General features: G+C 72.2%; 19 protein-coding genes. 11 read left to right on the top strand and 8 right to left on the bottom strand.

From position 1 onward, the window contains the following. Positions 1-41 precede the first annotated feature (41 nt). From ACLF3G_RS15050 to ACLF3G_RS15035, 4 genes are all read left to right on the top strand, one after another. Positions 42-1,025 carry a Bug family tripartite tricarboxylate transporter substrate binding protein gene (locus tag ACLF3G_RS15050; protein WP_430670201.1) on the top strand — a complete coding sequence of 328 codons (984 nt, stop codon included), beginning with the start codon at positions 42-44 and terminating at the stop codon, positions 1,023-1,025. Positions 1,026-1,217: 192 nt separating this feature from the next. Next, on the top strand, positions 1,218-1,670 hold the full coding sequence (locus tag ACLF3G_RS15045) for a tripartite tricarboxylate transporter TctB family protein (RefSeq protein WP_430670200.1): 453 nt from the start codon (positions 1,218-1,220) through the stop codon (positions 1,668-1,670). 1 nt (position 1,671) lies between these two features. Continuing rightward, a complete protein-coding gene (locus ACLF3G_RS15040) occupies positions 1,672-3,207 on the top strand; it encodes a tripartite tricarboxylate transporter permease (RefSeq protein ID WP_430670199.1) in 1,536 nt (511 codons plus the stop codon). Positions 3,208-3,217: 10 nt separating this feature from the next. Then, positions 3,218-3,838 (top strand): DedA family protein, encoded by a 621-nt coding sequence (locus ACLF3G_RS15035; RefSeq protein ID WP_430670198.1) that lies wholly within the window; start codon positions 3,218-3,220, stop codon positions 3,836-3,838. 20 nt (positions 3,839-3,858) lie between these two features. On the opposite strand, the gene ACLF3G_RS15030 is transcribed toward ACLF3G_RS15035, so the two are convergent. Further along, positions 3,859-4,071, bottom strand: coding sequence for a hypothetical protein (locus ACLF3G_RS15030; protein ID WP_430670197.1), 213 nt, complete (start codon positions 4,069-4,071; stop codon positions 3,859-3,861). 23 nt (positions 4,072-4,094) lie between these two features. On the opposite strand from ACLF3G_RS15030, the gene ACLF3G_RS15025 reads away from it, so the two are divergent. Next, the gene (locus ACLF3G_RS15025; RefSeq protein WP_430670196.1) at positions 4,095-4,835 is read left to right on the top strand and encodes a tyrosine-protein phosphatase; all 741 of its coding nucleotides are present in this window, start codon (positions 4,095-4,097) and stop codon (positions 4,833-4,835) included. A 6-nt stretch (positions 4,836-4,841) separates the two neighbouring features. On the opposite strand, the gene ACLF3G_RS15020 is transcribed toward ACLF3G_RS15025, so the two are convergent. From ACLF3G_RS15020 to ACLF3G_RS14995, 6 genes are all read right to left on the bottom strand, one after another. Beyond that, complete coding sequence (locus tag ACLF3G_RS15020) at positions 4,842-5,522, bottom strand: CatB-related O-acetyltransferase (RefSeq protein ID WP_430670195.1); 681 nt, start codon at positions 5,520-5,522, stop codon at positions 4,842-4,844. Beyond that, on the bottom strand, positions 5,519-7,273 hold the full coding sequence (locus tag ACLF3G_RS15015; protein ID WP_430670381.1) for an ABC transporter ATP-binding protein: 1,755 nt from the start codon (positions 7,271-7,273) through the stop codon (positions 5,519-5,521). Before ACLF3G_RS15015 ends, ACLF3G_RS15020 begins: the two co-directional genes overlap by 4 nt. A gap of 95 nt (positions 7,274-7,368) precedes the next feature. Further along, the gene (locus ACLF3G_RS15010; RefSeq protein ID WP_430670194.1) at positions 7,369-8,655 is read right to left on the bottom strand and encodes a CCA tRNA nucleotidyltransferase; all 1,287 of its coding nucleotides are present in this window, start codon (positions 8,653-8,655) and stop codon (positions 7,369-7,371) included. Then, the gene (locus tag ACLF3G_RS15005) at positions 8,652-8,906 is read right to left on the bottom strand and encodes a hypothetical protein (protein WP_430670193.1); all 255 of its coding nucleotides are present in this window, start codon (positions 8,904-8,906) and stop codon (positions 8,652-8,654) included. Before ACLF3G_RS15005 ends, ACLF3G_RS15010 begins: the two co-directional genes overlap by 4 nt. Positions 8,907-8,946: 40 nt before the next feature. Beyond that, positions 8,947-9,564 carry an NUDIX hydrolase gene (locus tag ACLF3G_RS15000; RefSeq protein WP_430670192.1) on the bottom strand — a complete coding sequence of 206 codons (618 nt, stop codon included), beginning with the start codon at positions 9,562-9,564 and terminating at the stop codon, positions 8,947-8,949. A 16-nt stretch (positions 9,565-9,580) separates the two neighbouring features. Continuing rightward, complete coding sequence (locus ACLF3G_RS14995) at positions 9,581-10,123, bottom strand: DUF1285 domain-containing protein (RefSeq protein ID WP_430670380.1); 543 nt, start codon at positions 10,121-10,123, stop codon at positions 9,581-9,583. Positions 10,124-10,392: 269 nt separating this feature from the next. Here ACLF3G_RS14995 and ACLF3G_RS14990 point away from each other — a divergent pair, with 269 nt between their 5' ends. The 6 genes from ACLF3G_RS14990 to ACLF3G_RS14965 all read left to right on the top strand — a co-directional run bounded on the left by ACLF3G_RS14990 (position 10,393) and on the right by ACLF3G_RS14965 (position 18,306). Further along, positions 10,393-11,397 (top strand): AAA family ATPase, encoded by a 1,005-nt coding sequence (locus ACLF3G_RS14990; RefSeq protein WP_430670379.1) that lies wholly within the window; start codon positions 10,393-10,395, stop codon positions 11,395-11,397. Beyond that, entirely contained in the window at positions 11,390-12,259 is an 870-nt protein-coding gene (locus ACLF3G_RS14985; RefSeq protein ID WP_430670191.1) for a DUF58 domain-containing protein, read from the top strand. The genes ACLF3G_RS14990 and ACLF3G_RS14985 overlap by 8 nt, the downstream gene beginning before the upstream one ends. A 10-nt stretch (positions 12,260-12,269) precedes the next feature. Continuing rightward, entirely contained in the window at positions 12,270-14,996 is a 2,727-nt protein-coding gene (locus ACLF3G_RS14980; protein ID WP_430670190.1) for a DUF4159 domain-containing protein, read from the top strand. A 3-nt stretch (positions 14,997-14,999) separates the two neighbouring features. Further along, complete coding sequence (locus tag ACLF3G_RS14975) at positions 15,000-17,153, top strand: hypothetical protein (RefSeq protein WP_430670189.1); 2,154 nt, start codon at positions 15,000-15,002, stop codon at positions 17,151-17,153. A gap of 65 nt (positions 17,154-17,218) precedes the next feature. Continuing rightward, entirely contained in the window at positions 17,219-17,581 is a 363-nt protein-coding gene (locus tag ACLF3G_RS14970; RefSeq protein ID WP_430670188.1) for a hypothetical protein, read from the top strand. A 41-nt stretch (positions 17,582-17,622) separates the two neighbouring features. Further along, positions 17,623-18,306 (top strand): hypothetical protein, encoded by a 684-nt coding sequence (locus ACLF3G_RS14965; protein ID WP_430670187.1) that lies wholly within the window; start codon positions 17,623-17,625, stop codon positions 18,304-18,306. Here the strand turns inward: ACLF3G_RS14965 and ACLF3G_RS14960 are convergent. Continuing rightward, positions 18,303-19,115, bottom strand: a complete 813-nt coding sequence (locus tag ACLF3G_RS14960; protein WP_430670186.1) for an aspartate dehydrogenase — start codon at positions 19,113-19,115, stop codon at positions 18,303-18,305. The genes ACLF3G_RS14965 and ACLF3G_RS14960 overlap by 4 nt on opposite strands. Between the last annotated feature and the right edge of the window lie 5 nt (positions 19,116-19,120).

Genomic DNA, 19,120 nt, shown 5'->3' with positions numbered 1-19,120 from the left:
CGGTATCCTGGGCCGAGACGAAACGTCCGGAGACAGCAAGAATGAATATCAGCCGCCGAATCCTGCTTGGCACCACTCTGGGCGCGCCCTTCGTCGCGACCCTCCCCGCCTCGGCGCAGGCGCAGTGGCCGGCGCGGCCGGTGCGGGTGATCGTGCCGTGGCCGCCGGGCGGGTCCACCGACGTGCTGGCCCGCCTGGTCTGCGAGCAACTGTCGCAGAAGCTCGGCCAGCCCTTCGTGGTGGAAAACCGCCCCGGCGCCGGTGGCAACATCGGCCATGACGCGATCGCGAAGAGCAACGCGGATGGCTATACCATGGGCCCGGTGACGGTCGGTGGCTGGTCGATCAACCAGTACCTGTACGCCCGGCTGCCCTACGACCCGGAGAAGGACATCTCGCCGATCTCCATGCACTGGGAACTGCCCAACGTGCTGGCGGTGCCGGCGGCGCATGTGCCGGCCACCAACCTGCGGGACTTCATCACCTGGGCCAAGGCGAAGCAGGGCGGCGTGAACTACGGCTCCCCCGGCGTCGGCACCACGCCGCACCTCTCGGGTTCCATGTTCACCAACCGCCTGGGGATCGAGGGCGTGCACGTGCCGTTCCGCGGCGCGGCGCAGACCATCCCGGCGCTGCTGTCCGGCGACATCAACTTCGCGCTCGACAATTTGGCCTCCTACGTCCCGATCATCGCCAGCGGCCAGATGCGGGCGCTGGCGGTGACCAGCGCGGAGCGTTGGCCGACCCTGCCGGACGTGCCGACCATGGCGGAAGCCGGCGTGCCGGATTTCGTCGTCACCTCCTGGTGCGCCATGGCCTTCCCGGCCGGCGTCCCGGCGGCGATCACGCAGCGCGCCTCCGCCGCCATCAAGGAGGTTTCGGAGACGCCGGAGATGCAGGACCGCTTCCTGCGCACCGGCGCCCGCGCCATCTGGAGCACGCCGGAGGAAGCCAAGGCGCGGGCGGAGCGGGAGCGCCCGATGTGGCGGGAGACGGTTCGGATTTCCGGCGCGCGGCTCGAATAGGCATCGCCACCAGGCTGCCGCCCACCAAGGGCGCGTCGCATCAGCGGCGCGCCTTTTCTCTTGGCCTTTCGGCCTCGTGACCGGCCGCGTCCCCAATCCAAAGATTTCTTGCTTGCAATTCTACGTTCATGTGTCACGAACCCCGCGCCGCTGGATCAGCTCCGTGGTGTAAGCAAAGGGAGAGCATCCGGGATGCACAGGCGAGACTGGACGGACGTGATCGGTGGTTGCGTCCTGCTGTTGTTTGGCCTGTGGGTGTTCTGGCATGCACAGACACATTACGATTTCGGCCAGATGCGCCGGATGGGACCTGGGGCTTTTCCTGGCGCGCTTGGTCTACTTGTCACGGTCTTCGGCCTTCTGATCCTCGTACCAGCCTGGTTCCGACCCGGCGAAATGCCCCGCCCCGCCGTTCGGCCGCTGCTCGCCATCATCGCCGGCGGCCTGTCCTTCGCCTTCCTGATCGAGCCTGCGGGCCTGGTGCCGGCCACCGTCGCCCTGGTCGTCATCGTCTCGCTGGCCGAGCAGGAATTGCGCTGGCTGCGCACCACCGTCCTTGCCATCGCCCTGTCCGCCATGGCGGTCCTCGTGTTCACCAAGGGTCTTGGCATTCCGGTGCCGGCCTTCCGGTGGTGGAGCCACTGACATGGAAGTCTTCGGCATGCTGGCGATGGGCTTCGCCACCGCCTTCTCCCCCGAGAACCTGTTCTACTGCTTCCTCGGCGTCTTCCTCGGCACCTTCATCGGCGTGCTGCCGGGCATCGGCGCGCTCGCCACCATCTCAATGTTGCTGCCGCTCACCTTCCACGTGCCCGCGACCACCGCCATCATCATGCTGGCGGGCATCTACTACGGCGCCTCCTACGGCGGCTCCACCGCGTCGATCCTGCTGAACCTGCCGGGCACGCCTTCCGCCGCGGTGGCCTGCCTCGATGGCTACCCGATGTCGAAGCAGGGCCGCGCCGGCGTCGCGCTGTTCATGACGACCATCGCGAGCTTCGTCGGCGCCAGCCTCGGCATCGTCATCCTGACGCTGTTCGCGCCGAAGCTGGCGGAGGTGGCGCTGGCCTTTGGGCCGGCGGACTATTTCGCCATGATGCTGCTGGGCCTGGTGGCGGCGGCGACGCTGGCGCAGGGCTCGCCGGCGAAGGGCATCGCGATGGTGCTGTTCGGCCTCTGCCTCGGCATGGTCGGCACCGACGTGCAGACCGGCCAGCAGCGCTTCACCTTCGACATCCCCTACCTGTCGGATGGCATCAGCCTGGTGGCGCTGGCCATGGGCCTGTTCGGCGTGGCGGAGGTGATCGGCAGCATCGGCCGCGTCACCACGGCGGAGGTCGCCGGGCAGAAGATCACCATGCGCTCGATGATGCCGAAGCGGGATGACTGGAAGCGGTCCTGGAAGCCGATGCTGCGCGGCACCGGCGTCGGCAGCTTCTTCGGCGCGCTGCCGGGCGCCGGCGGCACCATCGCATCCTTCATGTCCTACGCGTTGGAGAAGCGCATCGCGAAGCAGCCGGAGCGTTTCGGCAAGGGCGCGATCGAGGGCGTCACCGCACCCGAATCCGCCAACAACGCCGCGGCGCAGACCGCGTTCATCCCGACCCTGACCTTGGGCATCCCGGGTGACGCGGTGATGGCGCTGATGCTGGGCGCGCTGATCATCCAGGGCATCCAGCCCGGCCCCCGGCTGATGACGGAATACCCCGAGCTGTTCTGGGGCCTGATCGCCAGCTTCTGGATCGGCAACATCCTGCTGGTGATCCTGAACATCCCGCTGATCGGGCTTTGGGTGCGCATGCTGCGGATTCCCTATTCGATCCTGTACCCGGCGATCCTGCTGTTCATCTGCATCGGCGTGTTCAGCATCAACAACAGCTACTTCGACGTGCTGCTGGTGATGTTCTTCGGCGTCGTCGGCTACGCCATGCTGAAGCTGAAGTTCGAGCCGGCGCCGCTGGTGCTCGGCTTCATCCTCGGGCCGCTGATGGAGGAACATCTGCGCCGCGCCATGCTGCTGTCGCGCGGCGACCTGACGGTGTTCGTGGAACGGCCGATCAGCGCCGGCTTCCTGGGCGCCACGGCATTGCTGCTGCTTTGGGCGATCTATGCCACCATCCGCGGGCGCAGCGCCGCCGCCCTGGCGCTGCAGCGCGCCCAGACCGACGCCGCGGCCAACTGACGGACACTTCATGGACCATCTCATCGTGCCGCTGATCGCGTGGGTGGAGGCGCATGCGGCCTGGGCGCCCGCCTTCGCCTTCGCCATCGCCTTCATCGAATCGGTGCCGCTGATCGGGATCTTCGTGCCGGGCTCGGCGCTGCTGCTCGGCATCGGCCTGCTGATCGGCAGCGGCATCCTGCCGCCCGGCCCGGTCCTGGTGGCGACCTTCGCCGGCGCGGTGGTGGGCGATGCGGTGGGGTTCTGGCTTTGCCGGTGGCTCGGGCCCACCGTCGTGCGGCGCCACCTGCCGCGGCAGTACCGGCGGATGTATGCGCGCGGAGTACTGGCGTTCCGGCGATGGGGGATGTGGGCGGTGTTCATCGCCCGCTTCGTCAGCCCGCTGCGCGCGGTCGCGCCCATCATCGCCGGCGTCACGCGGATGCGCCAATGGCAGTTTCAGGTCGCCAACGTCACCTCCGCGGTGATCTGGGTGCCGCTGCTGTTGATGCCGGGGGCCGCTGCAGGGTGGATCGCCGCGGTGCTGGGGGACCGCGCCGATCCGCTGCTGCTGGTGCTGGTCGCCATCGCGGCGCTGGGCGCCTGGCTGTCGCTGCGCGCGGTCTGGGTGCGCAGCGGCCAGCCTGGCTGAACCACCGCCGCGCGTCTGGGTCAGCGGTCCTGCTGATAGCCGACGTTGTGGGTGTTCTGGTTGATGTTCCCCTGGCGGCCCTGCTGGTCGATCTTGCGGTTCTTCGAATCGATGTTGTCCTGGGCCACGTCTTCCGGGATCGGGCTGCCACCCGGCGTGGCGCCGCCCGCCTTGGAACCACCAGCGGGGCTGCGGTTGGCGGGCGGAACGGGCGGGATCTTGGCGTTCGTCATGGCGCTTTTTTCCTCCTGCTGCCATGCCCTCAACGCGGCCGCATGGCAGCCGTTCGTTGCAGCGGCTGGCCTTGGGGGGCGCGGGGCGCCATATCAGGGCGGTGAACCTGTCCTCCGCCGCCGGGCGCCGCGCCGCCTGGATCAACAGCCTGCTGGTCGACCACGCCGCGCTGCGTATTCCGTGGCGCAACTGGGCCGTGGTGGAGGAAGGACGGCTGTACCGGTCCAACCACCCGCTGCCCTGGCAATTGGCCGCGGCGCAGCGGCGCTTCGGCCTGCGCGCCGTGCTGAACCTGCGTGGGCACCGGCAGGAGTGCGGATCGGATGCGCTCGGCCGGGCGCGGGCCGGGGAACTCGGGCTGGTGCACGCCGACGCGCCCTTCGAGAGCCGCGGCGCACCGCACAAGGACCGCATCCTGCGCCTGGTGGAGCTGCTGCCGACGCTGCCGGAGCCGCTGCTGATCCACTGCAAATCCGGCGCCGACCGCACCGGGCTGATCGCCGGCATCTGGCTGCTGCTGCAGGGCCGCCCGGTGGAGGCGGCGCTGGACCAACTGCACTGGCGCTTCGGCCATGTGGCTGCGAGCCGCACCGGCATCCTCGACGCGTTCTTCCGCGACTACGCCGCGTTCCAGGCGCGGCACGGCCCGAAGCCGTTCCTCGACTGGCTCCGGCAGGACTACGATGAAGCCGATCTGCGCGCGCGGTTCCAGAGCCGCCCCTGGGCGGACCGGCTGGTGGATGGGGTGCTGCGGCGGGAATAGCCCGCCTCAGCCCTGCGCGGAAAAATCCTCGAGCGCCACCACGCCACCCTTCGCCAGCACCGGGATGGCCCGCGCGATGCGTGCCACCGGCCAGTCCCACCAGCCCAGCGCCACCAGCCGCGCCGCGTCCTCCTCGGAATAGCGCCGGCGCCGCACCGTGGCCGGGTTGCCGGCCGCCACCGCGTAATCCGGCACGTCCCGCGTCACCACCGCCCGCGCGCCGATCACGGCGCCATGGCCGATGCGAACCCCCGGCATCACCAGCGCCTCCATCCCCACCCAGATGTCGTGCCCCAGCACCGTGTCGCCGGAGGCGCGCCAGGGGTAGTCCGCCAGCGGCAGCGCCATCTCGAAGGCGCCGCCCATGATGCCGAAGGGGTAGGTGGAAGGGCCGCCGGTGGCGTGCATCGCATCGGGGAACATGAAGCGCGCGCCGGTCGCGACGGCGCAGAACCTGCCGATCACCAGTCGTGCGCCGGACGCCCCGAAATTGTACAGCAGGTTGCGGCGGAAGAAGTCCTTCGCGTGCAGCGGGTCGTCGTAATAGGTGAAGGCGCCGATTTCGCAGTTGGTGATGCCGGGCTGCGTCGCCAGCAGCGGCTTCAGGAACACCACGCGCGGCTTGTTGGCGATCGGGTGCAGCGCATCGGGGTCCGGCAGCCGCGCCGCCTCGGCCTTGGATCTCATGTTACGAAGGCCTGGGTGCGGACCAGGCGCGCATACAGCCCGTCCTGCGCCATCAGCCCGGCATGGTCGCCCTGTTCCACGGCGCGGCCGGCTTCCATCACCACGATCAGGTCGGCGTCGCGCACGGTGGACAGGCGATGCGCGATCACCAGCGTGGTGCGGCCCTCGCGCAGCCGGGCGAGCGCCTGCTGCACCAGCGCCTCGTTCTCCGCATCCAGGGCGCTGGTCGCCTCGTCCAGCAGCAGCACGCGCGGATTGCGCAGCAGCGCGCGGGCCAGCGAGACGCGCTGGCGCTGGCCGCCCGACAGGCGGGAGCCCTGGTTGCCGAGCGGCGTGGCGTAGCCTTCGGGCAGAAGCGCGAGGAAGTCATGCGCCGCGGCGGCGCGCGCCGCATCCTCCACCTCCGCCGCCGTCGCGCCCGGACGGCCGCAGGCGATATTGGCGAAGGCGGTATCGTCGAACAGAACGGCGTCCTGGCCGACATAGGCGATGGCGTCGCGCAGGCTGTCCAGCGTCACGCCGCGGATGTCGGCGCCGTCGATCACGATGCGCCCCGCCGTCACGTCGTACAGCCGCGGCACCAGCGCCAGCGCGGTGGATTTTCCGGCACCGGAGGGTCCGACCAGCGCCACGGTGCGGCCGGGCCGCGCCGCGAAGCTCAACCCGGATAGCGCCGCATCCGGCACGCCTTCATAGGCGAAGCCGACATCCTCGAACGCCACGCTGCCCTCGCCCGGCGGCAGCGTCACGGCATCCGGCGCGTCGACGATGCGCGGCTTCTCATCCACCACGCCGAACACGCGGGACAACCCAGCCAGCCCCTCCTGCAACGCCGCGTTCAGGCTGCCCAGCGCGCGCGCCGGCCGCGCCGCGATCAGCAGCGCCGCGACGAACCCTGTGAAGTCGCCGATGGTGCCGAGTCCGGTCGAGACGCGCCAGCCGACGAAGCCCAGCACCGCGGCGACGGCGATGCCGCCCAGCGCCTCCAGCACCGGGTCGAGCCGGGCGCGGGAACGCTGGATGGACAACTGGCTGTCGCGCAGCCGGGCGAAGGCGTTGGCGGCGCGCGCTTCCTCCGCGGCCTCCAGCCGGTAGGCGCGCACCACGCGGGCGGCGGAAAAACTCTCCACCAGAAGCGAGGCGGTTTCCCCCACCCGGTCCTGCATGCCGGCGGAGGCGCGGCGGATGCGCTTGCCGATGCGCAGGATCGGCACCGCCGCGATGGGGTAGAGAAGGGAGGACAGCAGCGCCATCTTCCAGTCCATCCACAGCATCGATCCCACCAGCCCGATCACCGTCAGCACGTCGCCGACGCCGCTCATCGCCTTGGTCAGCGCCTCCCGGATCAGGGCGGCGTCCGCGGTGAAGCGGGCGGCGTGCCGCGCCGGCGCCTCCCGCGCCACGACGGCGAGGTCGGCGCGCGTCAGGGCGTGGAACAGGTCCCGCTGCAACTGCGCGATGACGCTGAGCACCACCATCTGCGTCGCGACCGCCTGGCCGTACATGGTGAGCGCGCGGGCGAGGGTGACGGCGATGATGATCGGCGGCAGCGCCCAGACCACGCCGGGATTGCCCTCCGCGAACAGGTTGAAGGCCTGCTGGATGATCAGCGGGTACAGCGCCGTGGTGGCGGCGACGCCGAGGGTGCAGATGGCGGCCAGCACCAGGCCCCGCCGGTGCTGCCGGACATGGTCGCGCCACAGCCGGCGGATCAGCGGGAGGGAGGCGGCATCGAAGGCGGGGCGGGCCATGCCGCGCGTGTAGAGCACGCGGGCGCCGAGGGCGAGGGGTTGCGGCGGTGGCGATCCGGTGGTAGTTCTTGGTTTGTTCTAGTCCTGCCGAGGCGTCAGGGTCTCGCGGCGGTGCCTTCCGGGGCGGCGGTCCCGTCCGCCGTCCCGGCTTCGCGCAACTTCAGGCGCGCTTCCGCCAGCAGCTCCGCCGCGTCGGCGGTGCAGTCCCCGGCGAGCCAGGATTGGCGCAGCGCCGCAAGTAAGCGGCCCATCGCCGGGCCGGGCGGGACGCCGAGCGCCAGAAGGTCGCGGCCCTGCAGGGGAAATTCCGGCTCGGCGTCGCCGGGTGCGACCCGGTCGCGCAATTCGTCCCAGCCCTCGCCGCCCTGCCGCGCCTCCGCCACCCAGAGCGGTTCCGTGGGCTTCACATGGCGGGAGGCGGCGCGGACCGCGGCGCGCCAGGCGCGGAAATGGAAGCCACGGTCCTCGTCACCGGGCGTCGGCGCGACCTCGGTGCGCCGCAGGACCAGAAGCCGCTCCCGCTCATCTCCCGAAAGCCGCAATCGCGTGGCCAGCGCCGCGGCGTCGGCAGCCTCGGGCAGCAACACGGCCAGGCGCAGCAGCGGTTCCGCGGGCAGGCCGCGCGGCAGCATGCGGATCAGGACATCCGGCGCCGCACCCTCTGGCAATACCGCGTCCAACAGGCCCACCTGGTCCATCAGCACGAGCGCACCGCCCGGATCGGGCGCGGCCAGCAGCCGTTTCAGCTCCATCCAGATGCGTTCCGGCGCGATGCGCGCCCGCAGCCCCGGCACCGCATCCCGGATCGCCGCGAGCGCCGCCGCATCCGGCGTGCCCTGGCCGTAGCGCGCCCAGAAGCGGAAGAAGCGCAATGCGCGCAGGTAGTCCTCTGCCAGCCGCGTCGCCGGGTCGCCGACGAAGCGCACCCGGCCGGCAGTCAGGTCGGCGCGCCCGCCGAAGTAATCCCAGATCTGGCCGGCCGCATCCATGGACATGGCGTTGAACGAGAAATCGCGCCGCGCCGCGTCCTCTCGCCAGTCGGTGGTCCAGGCGACCTCGGCATGACGGCCATCGGTCACCAGGTCGCGCCGCAGCGCCGTGACCTCCACCGGTTGGCGCGCCAGCACGGCGGTGACGGTGCCATGCGCGAGGCCGGTCTCGAACACCCGCAGCCCGGCGTCGCGCAGGCGGCGCGCGATCTCCTCCGGCGGCCACGGCGCCGCCACGTCCACGTCATGCACCGGCCGCCGCGCCAGCGCATCCCGCACGCACCCGCCGACGGCCCGCGCGCCCGGCAGCGCGGCCAGCACCGCGGCCGGCGCGGCATCGCGCAGGAAACCGGGCGGGTCGATCCGGTCCTGCGGCGGGTCGCCTTCCGTCACCGTGTCGGCACCATCCGCGAGGGCTGCACCCTGCCATCCGGCCCGAGGCTCGGCGGGACATAGACCGAGGTGGTGTCATCGCCCTGCGACAGCCGCACGGATAGGCCGAGGCCGGCGACCAGCAGCAGCCCCGTCGCCAGCGCCGCCAGCAGCAGCGGCGAGGGTCGCCGCGGGTCCGGCCCGAATTGCCGCCAGGCGAGCCAGGCCAGTGAGGGCAGCAGGATCAGCAGCGCGGCAATGAGGTAGGGCATATGGATGATATAGACGCGGTGCGCCGAAGCGGCACCCGTCTCAATCGCGCAGCACGCGGGCCAGGTTCACCAGGATGGTGGCGGTGGCGCCCCAGATCAGGTGGTCGTCATGCGGCCACACCCAATACTCCCGCATCCGGCCGCGCCATTCCCTGCTGCGCCGCATCGGCGCCGCGGGGTCGAGCAGGACCGCCAGCGGCAATTCGAAGATCGCCTGCACCTCGGAAGGGTCCGGGCTCAGGTTGAAGGGCGGGTCGAGGAAGGCCACCACCGGGGTCACGCGATAGCCGGTGCCGGTCATGTGGTCCGGCAGGGTGCCACGGATGCGGGGCAGGCGCGGGTCCAGCCCGACCTCCTCAGCCGCCTCCCGCAAAGCCGCGGCCTCGGCGGTCTCGCCCGGCTCGATGCGGCCGCCGGGAAAGGCGACCTGCCCGGCATGGGAGGAGAGGCGGCTGGACCGAAGGGTCAGCAGCACGCCGGGTGTGGTCTCGTGCCAAGTGATCGGCACCAGCACCGCCGCCGGCACCGGCCCACCTGGCCGTTCCGCGGTCAGCCAATGTTCCGCATCGTCGGAGGCGGTGGCACCGGCACGCGCCATCACCTCCGGGTCGGCCAGCCGGGCAGCAATTTCCTGCCGGCTGGGAAGGGACAGGCTCATCGATGACGTCGCGCGATCACTCCGCCGCCTGGCAGTGTGCCGCGGGAGTCTCGTCGATCGGGAAGAACACGCCCTGCGACCAGACGCCGAGCACCGACCGGCCCTCGACTGTTTCCGGTTCGGCCAGCGCCACCAGCTCGTAGAACACCGCGCGGTTGATGCGGGCTTCGAGCCCTGGGCGCACCGTGACATAGGGCCGAGGCTCGCGCGTACGCGGGTCGATGGCGACCCGGATGGGATGGTCCGCATCGGCGGTCACCATCTCATCGAGGTTGGTCCGGAAGGTGAGGCACTGCCGCGGCTCCGGCGTGGGGGCGAAGGGGTCGGCGCAGGTGCGCCACCACATCTCGACCGCCACGAAAGGCGCGTCCTCGACCTCGATCCGGCCACGCTCCACCGGCGTCTCCAGCCAGAAGCTGCCATCCGGCTCCCGCTTCAGGACGGAGGCGAACAGGCAGACCAACTCCTTCCGGCCAATCGGGCTGCCGCGGTAGTGCCAGCTTCCATCCTTGGCGATCCGCATGGAGAATTGGCCGCACTCATGTCTGAGCGGCGGCATCCGCGTCTTGGGAGGACCCGCCTTGCTCATGCGGGCCTGCATTGGCGCCTGGGCCGGCAAGCCTCCGGCCACCCGCGCTCCGTCGGGTCGTGCTTCGCTCATCCGCCCTTCCGCACCCCCAGCTTCTGCCGCGGGCCGAGCGGCCCGGGGCTACCTCTCCGCCGCTCGCGGCATCTTACACTTTGATGCACGGCGATGTGGCATCCGGGATGGGCGGCGTGGATACTCTGCCCATATCGGATGTGACGCATATAGGGAGCCTGACCCGCATGGTGGAAGTGGCTGACAGCGCCGAGGCCGAATCTCTGTTGCAGGAAGCTGATTCCCTGGCCTCGCGGCTGGCGCGGGTGCGCGAAGGTGTCGGCCGTGTCATCTTCGGGCAGGAACTGGTGGTGGAGCGCACGCTCATCACCCTGCTGTCCGGCGGCCACCTTCTGCTGGTGGGCGTGCCCGGCCTTGGCAAGACCAAGCTGGTGGAGACGCTGGGCACCGTGCTCGGCCTCGATGCCCGCCGGGTGCAGTTCACGCCGGACCTGATGCCGTCCGACATCCTAGGCTCGGAGGTGCTGGAGGAGGATGCGCATGGCAAGCGTAGCTTCCGCTTCATCAAGGGGCCGATCTTCTGCCAGCTGCTGATGGCGGACGAGATCAACCGCGCCTCCCCGCGCACGCAATCGGCGCTGTTGCAGGCGATGCAGGAGCACAAGGTGGCGATCGCCGGAGAGGTGCACGCCCTTCCGCTGCCCTTCCACGTCCTGGCGACGCAGAACCCGATCGAACAGGAAGGCACCTACCCCCTGCCGGAAGCCCAGCTCGACCGCTTCCTGCTGGAGATCGACGTCACCTATCCCGACCTCGCCGCCGAACGCGCCATGTTGCTGGCGACGACCGGGGCGCGGGAGGCGAAGGCGGCGCCGGCAATGACCGGGCAGGAATTGGCTGCCGCGCAGCTGCTGATCCGCCGCCTGCCGGTGGGCGAGCAGGTGCTGGAGGCGATCCTGCGGCTGGTGCGCAGCGCCCGGCCCGAAACCACCGAGATCGAGGATGTGCGCCGCCACCTGGCCTACGGCCCCGGACCGCGCGCGGCGCAGGCGCTGATGCTGGCGACCCGGGCACGGGCGGTGCTGGACGGGCGGCTTTCGCCGAGTGTCGAGGATGTGAAGGCGCTGGTGGAGCCGGTGCTGCGGCACCGGATGGCGCTCAACTTCTCCGCCCGCGCCGATGGCGTGCGGCTCGGCGAGGTGCTGGATGTGCTGAAGGCGCAGCTTGGTTAAGGCGGCATCCTCCGCGCGGCTCACGGTTCCCTGGGCGGAACAGCTCGGTGCCCGGCTGCCGCCGCTGCTGGTGCAGGCGGAACGCGTCGCCGCCACGGTGATGCCGGGGGTGCACGGGCGCCGGCGCTCCGGCCCCGGCGAGGCCTTCTGGCAATTCCGGCCCTATGTCGCCGGTGATCAGGTCAACCGGATCGACTGGCGGCAATCCGGCAAGTCGGACCGGCTGTTCATCCGGGAGACCGAATGGGAATCGGCGCAGACCGTGGCGCTGTGGCGCGCTGCCGACGCCGGCATGGCCTGGCGCAGCAGCCGCGACCTGCCGGAGAAGGGCATGCGCGCGGAATTGCTGCTGCTGGCCCTGGCCGCACTGCTGCTGCGCGGCGGCGAAAGGGTCCGGCTGTTCGGCCTGCCGCGCCCCTATGCCGGGCGCGGCGCGCTGCCGCAGATCGCCGATGGCATCGCCGGTATCGCCCCGAAGCCCGAGGACCCGCGTATCGCCCGCCACGCCCGCGCCGTGCTGTTCGGCGATGTCTGGGATCCGCTGGAGGACACGCGCCGCGCCATCGGCCGGCTGGCGGGGCAGGGGGTGCGGGGCCACTTGCTGCAGGTGATCGACCCCGCCGAGGAAACCCTGCCCTATGCCGGTCGCGTGCGGTTCGAGGGCGTAAGCGCCGGATTGGACGGTGCGCTGGTGCCCCGGGTCGAAGCCGTGCGGCCGATCTACGCCGAACGGGTCGCCCGGCACCGGGAAGGTCTGGCCGCGCTGGCCGCCGCTGCCGGCTGGACTTTTGCGAGTCACCGCACGGACCAGCCGCCGGAGGCTGCCCTGCTGGCGCTGCACCAGCGATTGGCACCGGGATGAGGCGCGCCGCATGCTGACGCTGGGCTCCCTGACCTTCGCCGCCCCCTGGCTGCTGCTGGCCCTGCCGGCGCTGCCGGTGCTGTGGTGGCTGCTGCGGATCACCCCTCCGGCGCCGAAGCGGCAGGATTTCCCGGCGCTGCGCCTGCTGCGGGACATGCCGGCGCCGGAGGAAACCCCCGCCCGAACTCCTTGGTGGCTACTGGCGCTGCGGCTGGCAGCGGCGGCCCTGATGATTCTAGGCCTGGCGCGGCCGATCTGGGGGCCGGGCACCAGCGCGGGCGGCGCCGGGCCGCTGCTGATCGCGATCGACGATGGCTGGGCCGCCGCCGCCGACTGGCCGGATCGCATGGCCGCCGCCGAGGCGGAACTGGACGCCGCCGCCCGGGAGGGCCGCCGCACCGCCCTGCTTCTGACCGCGCCCCCGGCGCTGCCCGATGCGCCGCGCATCACCGGCCTGATGCCGGCCGAGGAACTGCGCGGCCGGCTGGTGGCGCTGCGCCCGAAGCCCTGGGCGCCGGATCGCGCCGCCGCGCAGGCCGCGCTGGCCGCCTGGCGCACCCAGCATCCCGGCGGCTTCGGCGCGCTTTACGTCGCCGACGGGATCGAGCACGCCGAGGCCGATGCCTTCCGCCCCCTGGCCGAGGCGCTGGCCGCCGGCGGCGCGCTGACCGTGGCGCGCAGCGAGGGCCGCCCCACCCGCCTGCTGCCGCCGCCGCGCGCCGAGGCGGACCAGCTTGTCATCGCGCTACGGACCACGCCCCTCCCAGTTGCGTCGGAAGCCGTGGTGTTGGCCCGCACCGGCGATGGCCGCACCCTGGCCCGCGCCGCAATTCCGGTGCCGGCCGGCGCGACCGAGGCCGAGGCGGCGCTGCCTCTGCCGATCGAGATCCGTAACCAGGTGGTGCGCCTCGACCTCGACGGCGTCGCCGGCGCCAATGCCACAGTGCTGCTGGATGAGCGCTTCCGGCGCCGCCCCGTGGGCCTGATCGCCGGCGGCGAGGCAACCGCCGCCGACGTGCCGCTGATCGGCGAACTGTTCTACCTGGACCGCGCCCTGGCGCCGCATGCCGAGCTGCGGCGGGGCAGCGTCGAGGAATTGCTGGCCCGCCGACTTTCCGTGCTGGTCCTGGCCGACCGGCCTGTGGACCCGGGCTCGGAACGGGACCAGCTTACCCAATGGATCGAGGCTGGCGGTACGCTGATCCGCTTCGCCGGGCCGCGACTGGCGGAAAGCCCGGATGGTCTGCTGCCGGTGCCGCTGCGCGCCGGGGAGAGGCAACTGGGTGGCGCGCTGTCCTGGGAACGGCCGCAGACGCTGGCGCCCTTCCCGGATGGCTCGCCCTTCCAGGGCCTGCTGCCGCCGCCGGAGGTGACGGTGGAACGCCAGGTGTTGGCGACGCCGTCGGCGCAGCTCAGCGGCCGGACCTGGGCGCGGCTGGCCGATGGCACGCCGCTGGTGACCTGGGAGACCCGAGGCGCCGGGCGGATCGTGATGTTCCACGTCACCGCCAACGCTGAATGGTCCAGCCTGCCGCTGTCCGGGCTGTTCGTGGACATGCTGCGCCGGCTGGTCGCGCTGTCCGCCGGAGTGGCGGGGAACGAGGGAGAGGCGCCGCTGGCACCGATGGAAACGCTGGACGGCTTCGGCCAGCTCGGCCCGCCGCCGCCCGGCGCGCAGCCGGTCTCCGCCGCGCGGGTGGAAGCCGAGGCGCCTTCGCCGCAGCATCCGCCCGGCTGGTATGGCAGTGGACGCGGCGGGGAGGCAGCGCATCGGCGGGCGCTGAACTTGGGCGCCGGCGTGCCCGCCCCGCGCCCGGTCGTGGCCCTGCCACCGGGCACCGCGGTGCGCGCCATCGGCGGCGTGCCGGCGGAACGCGACCTCGGCCCCTGGCTGCTGGCGGCGGCGATGCTGCTGCTGGTGGTGGATTTGCTGCTGTCGCTGCTGCTGCGTGGCGTGCTTGTGCGGCCGCGGAAGGCGCTCGCGGGGGCGGTGCTGCTTGGGCTTGTCGCCGCGACCCCGGCCTTCGCACAGGATGGCGGCGCGGCGCTGGCGACGCGGCTGGGCTATGTCGTCACCGGCGATGCGCAGGTGGACGAGGTGAGCCGCGCCGGCCTGATCGGCCTGTCCGACTTCGTCAACCGCCGCACCGCCGCGGCGCTGGCCGAGCCGGTCGGTGTGCAGCCGGGGCAGGACGACCTGTCCTTCTTCCCGCTGCTGTACTGGCCGGTGACCGGTGAGTCCGCGCAACCGGCCGCCAATGCGGTGGCCGCGCTGAACGGCTTCATGCGCAATGGCGGCATCATCCTGTTCGACACCCGCGACGAAGGCTCGGGTGAGGGCTACGCGCCGGGTTCGCGCGCCGCCCTGCGCCGGCTGACGCGGGACCTCACCGTGCCGCCGCTGGCGCCGGTGCCGGAGGATCACGTGCTGAAGCGCGCCTTCTACCTGCTGCCCGAACTGCCCGGCCGCTTCGCCGGCGGCACGGTCTGGGTCGCGCGCGACCAGGACCGGGCAAACGACAGCGTCAGCCCCGTCATCATCGGCGGGCATGACTGGGCCTCCGCCTGGGCCATCGATGCGCGGGGCAACAACCCCTACGCGGCAATCCCCGGCGGCACGCGGCAGCGCGTCCTGGCCTACCGCTTCGGCACCAACCTCGTGATGTACGCGCTGACCGGCAACTACAAGGGCGACCAGGTGCATGTGCCGGCCATCCTCGAACGGCTGGGGAATTAGCCCGTGAACCAGGCCCTCGCCGGGATCGATTTTGCACCTGTCATTCCAATGTGGCTGCTGGCGGGCCTCGGCGTCCTGGCCGCGCTCGCCCTGCTGCCTGCCCTGCTGCGCTGGCAGGCGGAGGCCGGTGGCGCGCGGCGCTGGTCCCCGGCGCGCGGCGCCTGGTTCCGCGCGCTGGCCTTCGCCGCGCTGCTGCTGGCGCTGGCCAATCCGCGCCTGGTGGAGGAAACGCGGGCGACGCGGCCGGACATCGCCCTGCTGGTGGTGGACCGCAGCGACAGCGCCGGCCTGAACGCCCGTCCCGCCCAGATCACCGCCGCCCGCGATGAGATCGAGGCCCGCGCCCGCCGCCTGCCGGACCTTGAACTGCGTACCGTGGAAGTGCCGGAGGGTGGCAACCAGGGCACCCAGCTCTACACCGCCATGGAACGCGCCCTGGCCGACATCCCGCGCGCCCGCCTCGCCGGGGTGATGGCGCTGAGCGACGGGCAGGTGCACGACCTGCCAGCGCCCCCGGCGCTCGACGCGCCTTTCCATCTGCTGCTGCCGGGCGCGGAGGGCGAGGTGGATCGCCGCATCCGCATCATCGAGGCGCCGGGCTTCGGCATCGTCGGCCGGCCGGTGGAACTGCGCGTGGTGGTCGAGGACCTGGGCGCGCCGGCCAACGAGGCTGGCGCCGCGCGCCTGACCATCCGCCGAGATGGCCAGCCGCCGCGGGTCGAATCGGTGCCGGTCGGCCGCGAGCACAGGATTTCCGTGCCGATCGAGCGTGGCGGTCCGACCGTGGTGGAGATCACTGCGGAAACCCGCCCGGGCGAGGTCTCCGACCTCAACAACCGCAGCGTCGTCGCCATCAACGGCGTTCGGGACCGGCTGCGGGTGCTGCTGGTGAGCGGGGAGCCGCATGCCGGGCAGCGCACCTGGCGGCGGCTGCTGAAGGCCGACCCCAATGTGGACCTGGTGCATTTCACCATCCTGCGGCCGCCGGAAAAGGACGACCTGACGCCACTGCACGAACTCGCGCTGATCGCCTTCCCGGTGCGCGAGCTGTTCCAGGTGAAGCTGCGCGAATTCGATCTCATCATCTTCGACCGCTTCGGCAACCGCGGCCTGCTGCCGCCGATCTACCTGCGCAACATCGCCGACTACGTGCGGGACGGCGGCGCGTTGCTGCTGTCCGTCGGGCCGGAATTCGCCGGGCCGACCAGCCTGGCCTCCACCCCGCTCGGCCAGATCCTGCCGGCGCGACCGCCGACCGGGATGGGGGCGGCGCAGGCGGCGCTGCTGGAACAGCCCTTCCGGCCCACCGTCACCGAACTCGGCGCGCGGCATCCGGTGACGGAAAATCTGCCCGGCGCCAACAGCTTTGCGCCGGATGGCAGCGCTGTGGCGGACGCCACCTGGGGTCGCTGGTACCGCGCGCTGCGCGCCGATGCCCGCGCTGGAAGTACAGTCATGCAGGGGCCGGGCGGTGCGCCGCTGATGGTGCTGGACCGGGTCGGCGAAGGCCGCGTCGCCCTGGTGCTGTCCGACCATATCTGGCTGTGGTCACGCGGCCATGACGGCGGCGGCCCGCAGCAGGAACTGCTGCGCCGCATCGCGCACTGGACGATGAAGGAGCCTGAGCTGGAGGAGGAGGACCTCACCGCCCGCATCGAGCACGGCACGCTGACCGTGGTGCGCCGGTCCCTGGAACCTGGCGCCGCGCCCGAGATCACCATCACCGCCCCGGGGGGCAGCCTGTCCCGCCACGCGCCGGCGCAGCGCGGCGCCGGGCGCGCGGTGGTGGAGATGCCGGCGATGCAGGCGGGGGTTTGGCAGGCCGGCGACGGCCGTCGCACCGCCTTCGCCGCCGCCGATGCGCCGAACCCGATGGAGGTCGCCGACCTGCGCGCCGATGCCGCGCCGCTGCGCCCGCTGGTGGCGGCGACCGGCGGTGGCGTGCGCTGGCTGGGGGCGGAGGGCGTGCCGGTGGTACCGGAGCTGCGCCGCGTCGGCCTCGGCCGGGATGCGCAGGGGCCGGGCTGGGTCGGGCTGCGCCGCAACGGCGACCACACCGTCACCGGCATCACCGCCCTGCCGCTGCTGCCGCCCTGGCTGGCGCTGCCGCTGGTGCTCGGCCTCGCCTTGCTGGCGTGGCGGCGGGAGGGGCGTTGAGTCGCGCGGGATGGTGAAGGGCGCCGCGCTGGACCGGCGCCCGCCGGCGCCCAAAATGCACAGGCATGGTCCAGATGCTCCGCGCGCTGCCCTTTCTCGCCCTGCTCGCTGCCTGTGCCCAGGGGCCAACCCTGGACCAGCGGCTTTCCACCTTCGTCGGCCGCACGGAGGGTGACCTGGTCGCCGCCCTCGGCGTCCCGGTGCGGGTGCATGAGGCCGATGGCCGGCGCTTCCTGCTGTTCGAGCAGCGCCGCACCGTGCCGGTGGCGCCGCCAAGCCCTTTCCTCGGCTATGGCCCTGGCCCCTGGGGCCCCTCGCTCGGCTACTGGCCTTCGGTGCCGAGCGTGGCGGAGCTGCGCTGCGAGCAGACCTTCGCCATCCGCAACGGGCGGGTGGAGACGTTCACCTATCGCGGCGAGGGCTGCTGAGCCGCAATCCCCGATCGCCGCCCTTCCTAGGGAGCGTGAAAATGCCTAGGGTCCGCGCCATGCGCCTCAATCGTCTCGCCCTGCTGGGCACCGTCCTGATCCTTCCGACCCTGCTCGCCCCTGCGGCGGTGCAGGCCCAGGGCATCGTCCGGCCGGCGGACCAGCCGACGGCACCCCGCGCCGCCGCCCCGGCCCTGCCGGGCCTGACCTCGCGCAGTTCCCCGGCGCCGATCCCGCGCCAGACGCCCGGCAGCCTGGCGCCGAACGCGGCGCTGTTCGACGCGATCTCGCGCGGCGACATCGCCGCGGCGCGGGATGCGGTGGCGCGTGGCGCCAATATCGAGGCGCGCAACGCGCTCGGCCTGTCGCCGCTGGATGCCGCGGTGGACCAGGGCCGCAACGAAATCGCCTTCTACCTGCTGTCCGCGCGCGACCGCACCCGCAACCCGGCGGCGCCGCCGAGTGCCGAGGATGGGGCCGCCGGCCCGCGACCCTCCTTGAGCACGCCGACTGTCCGGCCCGCCGCGCCGCGCGCACCGTTGCAGGCGCCACCGGCCCTGGCCGCGACCCCGGCCGCGAGTGCCGTGGGCGCGCAGCTCTGGGCCGGCAACGGCGGCACGCCGCGGCCCGAGATCGGCTTCCTCGGCTTCGATGCCGGCCGCCCCGCCGGCGCCGTGGCACCCACGCAGGCGGCTGCCGCGCCCGCGCGCCGCGTCCGGCGTTAACTCCCGACCTTCAGCGTGCTGGTCAGGCCGCGCAGGCAGGCCAGGATCGACAGGGGCGTGATCTTGCCGGTGCGCGGATTCTCCTCGCTCGGCACGTTCTCGATGGTCATGGTCAGACGCGCGCTGGCGGCCTCCACCCGGATGGTATGGGTGTTGCGCGTCACGTTGGTGTCGGCCCAGATCTCCACCATGGTCCGCTCCGGCCCGATGCCCGCCAGGGCCAACGCGGCCGCGACGTTCACATTGGCCGGGAAGCCCTGCGCGGCGTCGTAGGCATTGCCCTTGAAGACCAGCGTCGGCGTGGTGATCGCGGCGACGTCGATGCCGTGCTGGTCGAGGTAGGGAGCGCCGACCAGGCCGCGCGGTGGCTTGCGGGTCTCGATCGTCACCGTCGCCACCTCGCCCTCCGCCGCCGCCCGCACGGCATCGAGGCCCAGCAGCGCGCCGGTCGGCACGATGATGCGTGCGCCGGTCGCCCGGGCGCGTTCCACAAGGTGCATGCGCGGCAGCAGCGCGCCGACGCTGGACGGCACGAAGATGCGCCCGGCCTCGATGGCGGCGATGGCGATCTGCTCGAACACTGCGGCCGGCGCCGCCTCCACCACCACATCGGCGAGGCGGGCGAGGTCCGGCAAATCCACCAGTTCCGGCGGGTTGCGGAAGCCTGCGATGTTGGCGCGGGCCTTGGCCTGGTCGCGCCCGGCGACGGCAACCAGGCGCAGCCCCTCCACCCCCTGGTCCAGCGCGCGCGCCAGATGCAGCCCTATGGCGCCGAGCCCGCCGATGCCGACCGTGAGTTCGCGTGCCATGTCCG

This window comes from Falsiroseomonas sp. HC035 (genome assembly GCF_050563525.1).
Lineage (GTDB): Bacteria > Pseudomonadota > Alphaproteobacteria > Acetobacterales > Acetobacteraceae > Falsiroseomonas.
Note: the sequence above shows the minus strand (reverse complement) of the source record. Positions and strands in the feature narration are given on the sequence as shown.

What these genes read in the sequence shown, in the direction of transcription:
- ACLF3G_RS15050 (WP_430670201.1), top strand. Translation starts at nt 42, where the DNA reads ATGAATATCAGCCGCCGAATCCTGCTTGGCACCACTCTGGGCGCGCCC.
- ACLF3G_RS15045 (WP_430670200.1), top strand. Translation starts at nt 1,218, where the DNA reads ATGCACAGGCGAGACTGGACGGACGTGATCGGTGGTTGCGTCCTGCTG.
- ACLF3G_RS15040 (WP_430670199.1), top strand. Translation starts at nt 1,672, where the DNA reads ATGGAAGTCTTCGGCATGCTGGCGATGGGCTTCGCCACCGCCTTCTCC.
- ACLF3G_RS15035 (WP_430670198.1), top strand. Translation starts at nt 3,218, where the DNA reads ATGGACCATCTCATCGTGCCGCTGATCGCGTGGGTGGAGGCGCATGCG.
- ACLF3G_RS15030 (WP_430670197.1), bottom strand. Translation starts at nt 4,071, where the DNA reads ATGACGAACGCCAAGATCCCGCCCGTTCCGCCCGCCAACCGCAGCCCC.
- ACLF3G_RS15025 (WP_430670196.1), top strand. Translation starts at nt 4,095, where the DNA reads ATGCCCTCAACGCGGCCGCATGGCAGCCGTTCGTTGCAGCGGCTGGCC.
- ACLF3G_RS15020 (WP_430670195.1), bottom strand. Translation starts at nt 5,522, where the DNA reads ATGAGATCCAAGGCCGAGGCGGCGCGGCTGCCGGACCCCGATGCGCTG.
- ACLF3G_RS15015 (WP_430670381.1), bottom strand. Translation starts at nt 7,273, where the DNA reads ATGGCCCGCCCCGCCTTCGATGCCGCCTCCCTCCCGCTGATCCGCCGG.
- ACLF3G_RS15005 (WP_430670193.1), bottom strand. Translation starts at nt 8,906, where the DNA reads ATGCCCTACCTCATTGCCGCGCTGCTGATCCTGCTGCCCTCACTGGCC.
- ACLF3G_RS15000 (WP_430670192.1), bottom strand. Translation starts at nt 9,564, where the DNA reads ATGAGCCTGTCCCTTCCCAGCCGGCAGGAAATTGCTGCCCGGCTGGCC.
- ACLF3G_RS14995 (WP_430670380.1), bottom strand. Translation starts at nt 10,123, where the DNA reads ATGCCGCCGCTCAGACATGAGTGCGGCCAATTCTCCATGCGGATCGCC.
- ACLF3G_RS14990 (WP_430670379.1), top strand. Translation starts at nt 10,393, where the DNA reads ATGGTGGAAGTGGCTGACAGCGCCGAGGCCGAATCTCTGTTGCAGGAA.
- ACLF3G_RS14980 (WP_430670190.1), top strand. Translation starts at nt 12,270, where the DNA reads ATGCTGACGCTGGGCTCCCTGACCTTCGCCGCCCCCTGGCTGCTGCTG.
- ACLF3G_RS14970 (WP_430670188.1), top strand. Translation starts at nt 17,219, where the DNA reads ATGGTCCAGATGCTCCGCGCGCTGCCCTTTCTCGCCCTGCTCGCTGCC.
- ACLF3G_RS14965 (WP_430670187.1), top strand. Translation starts at nt 17,623, where the DNA reads ATGCCTAGGGTCCGCGCCATGCGCCTCAATCGTCTCGCCCTGCTGGGC.
- ACLF3G_RS14960 (WP_430670186.1), bottom strand. Translation starts at nt 19,115, where the DNA reads ATGGCACGCGAACTCACGGTCGGCATCGGCGGGCTCGGCGCCATAGGG.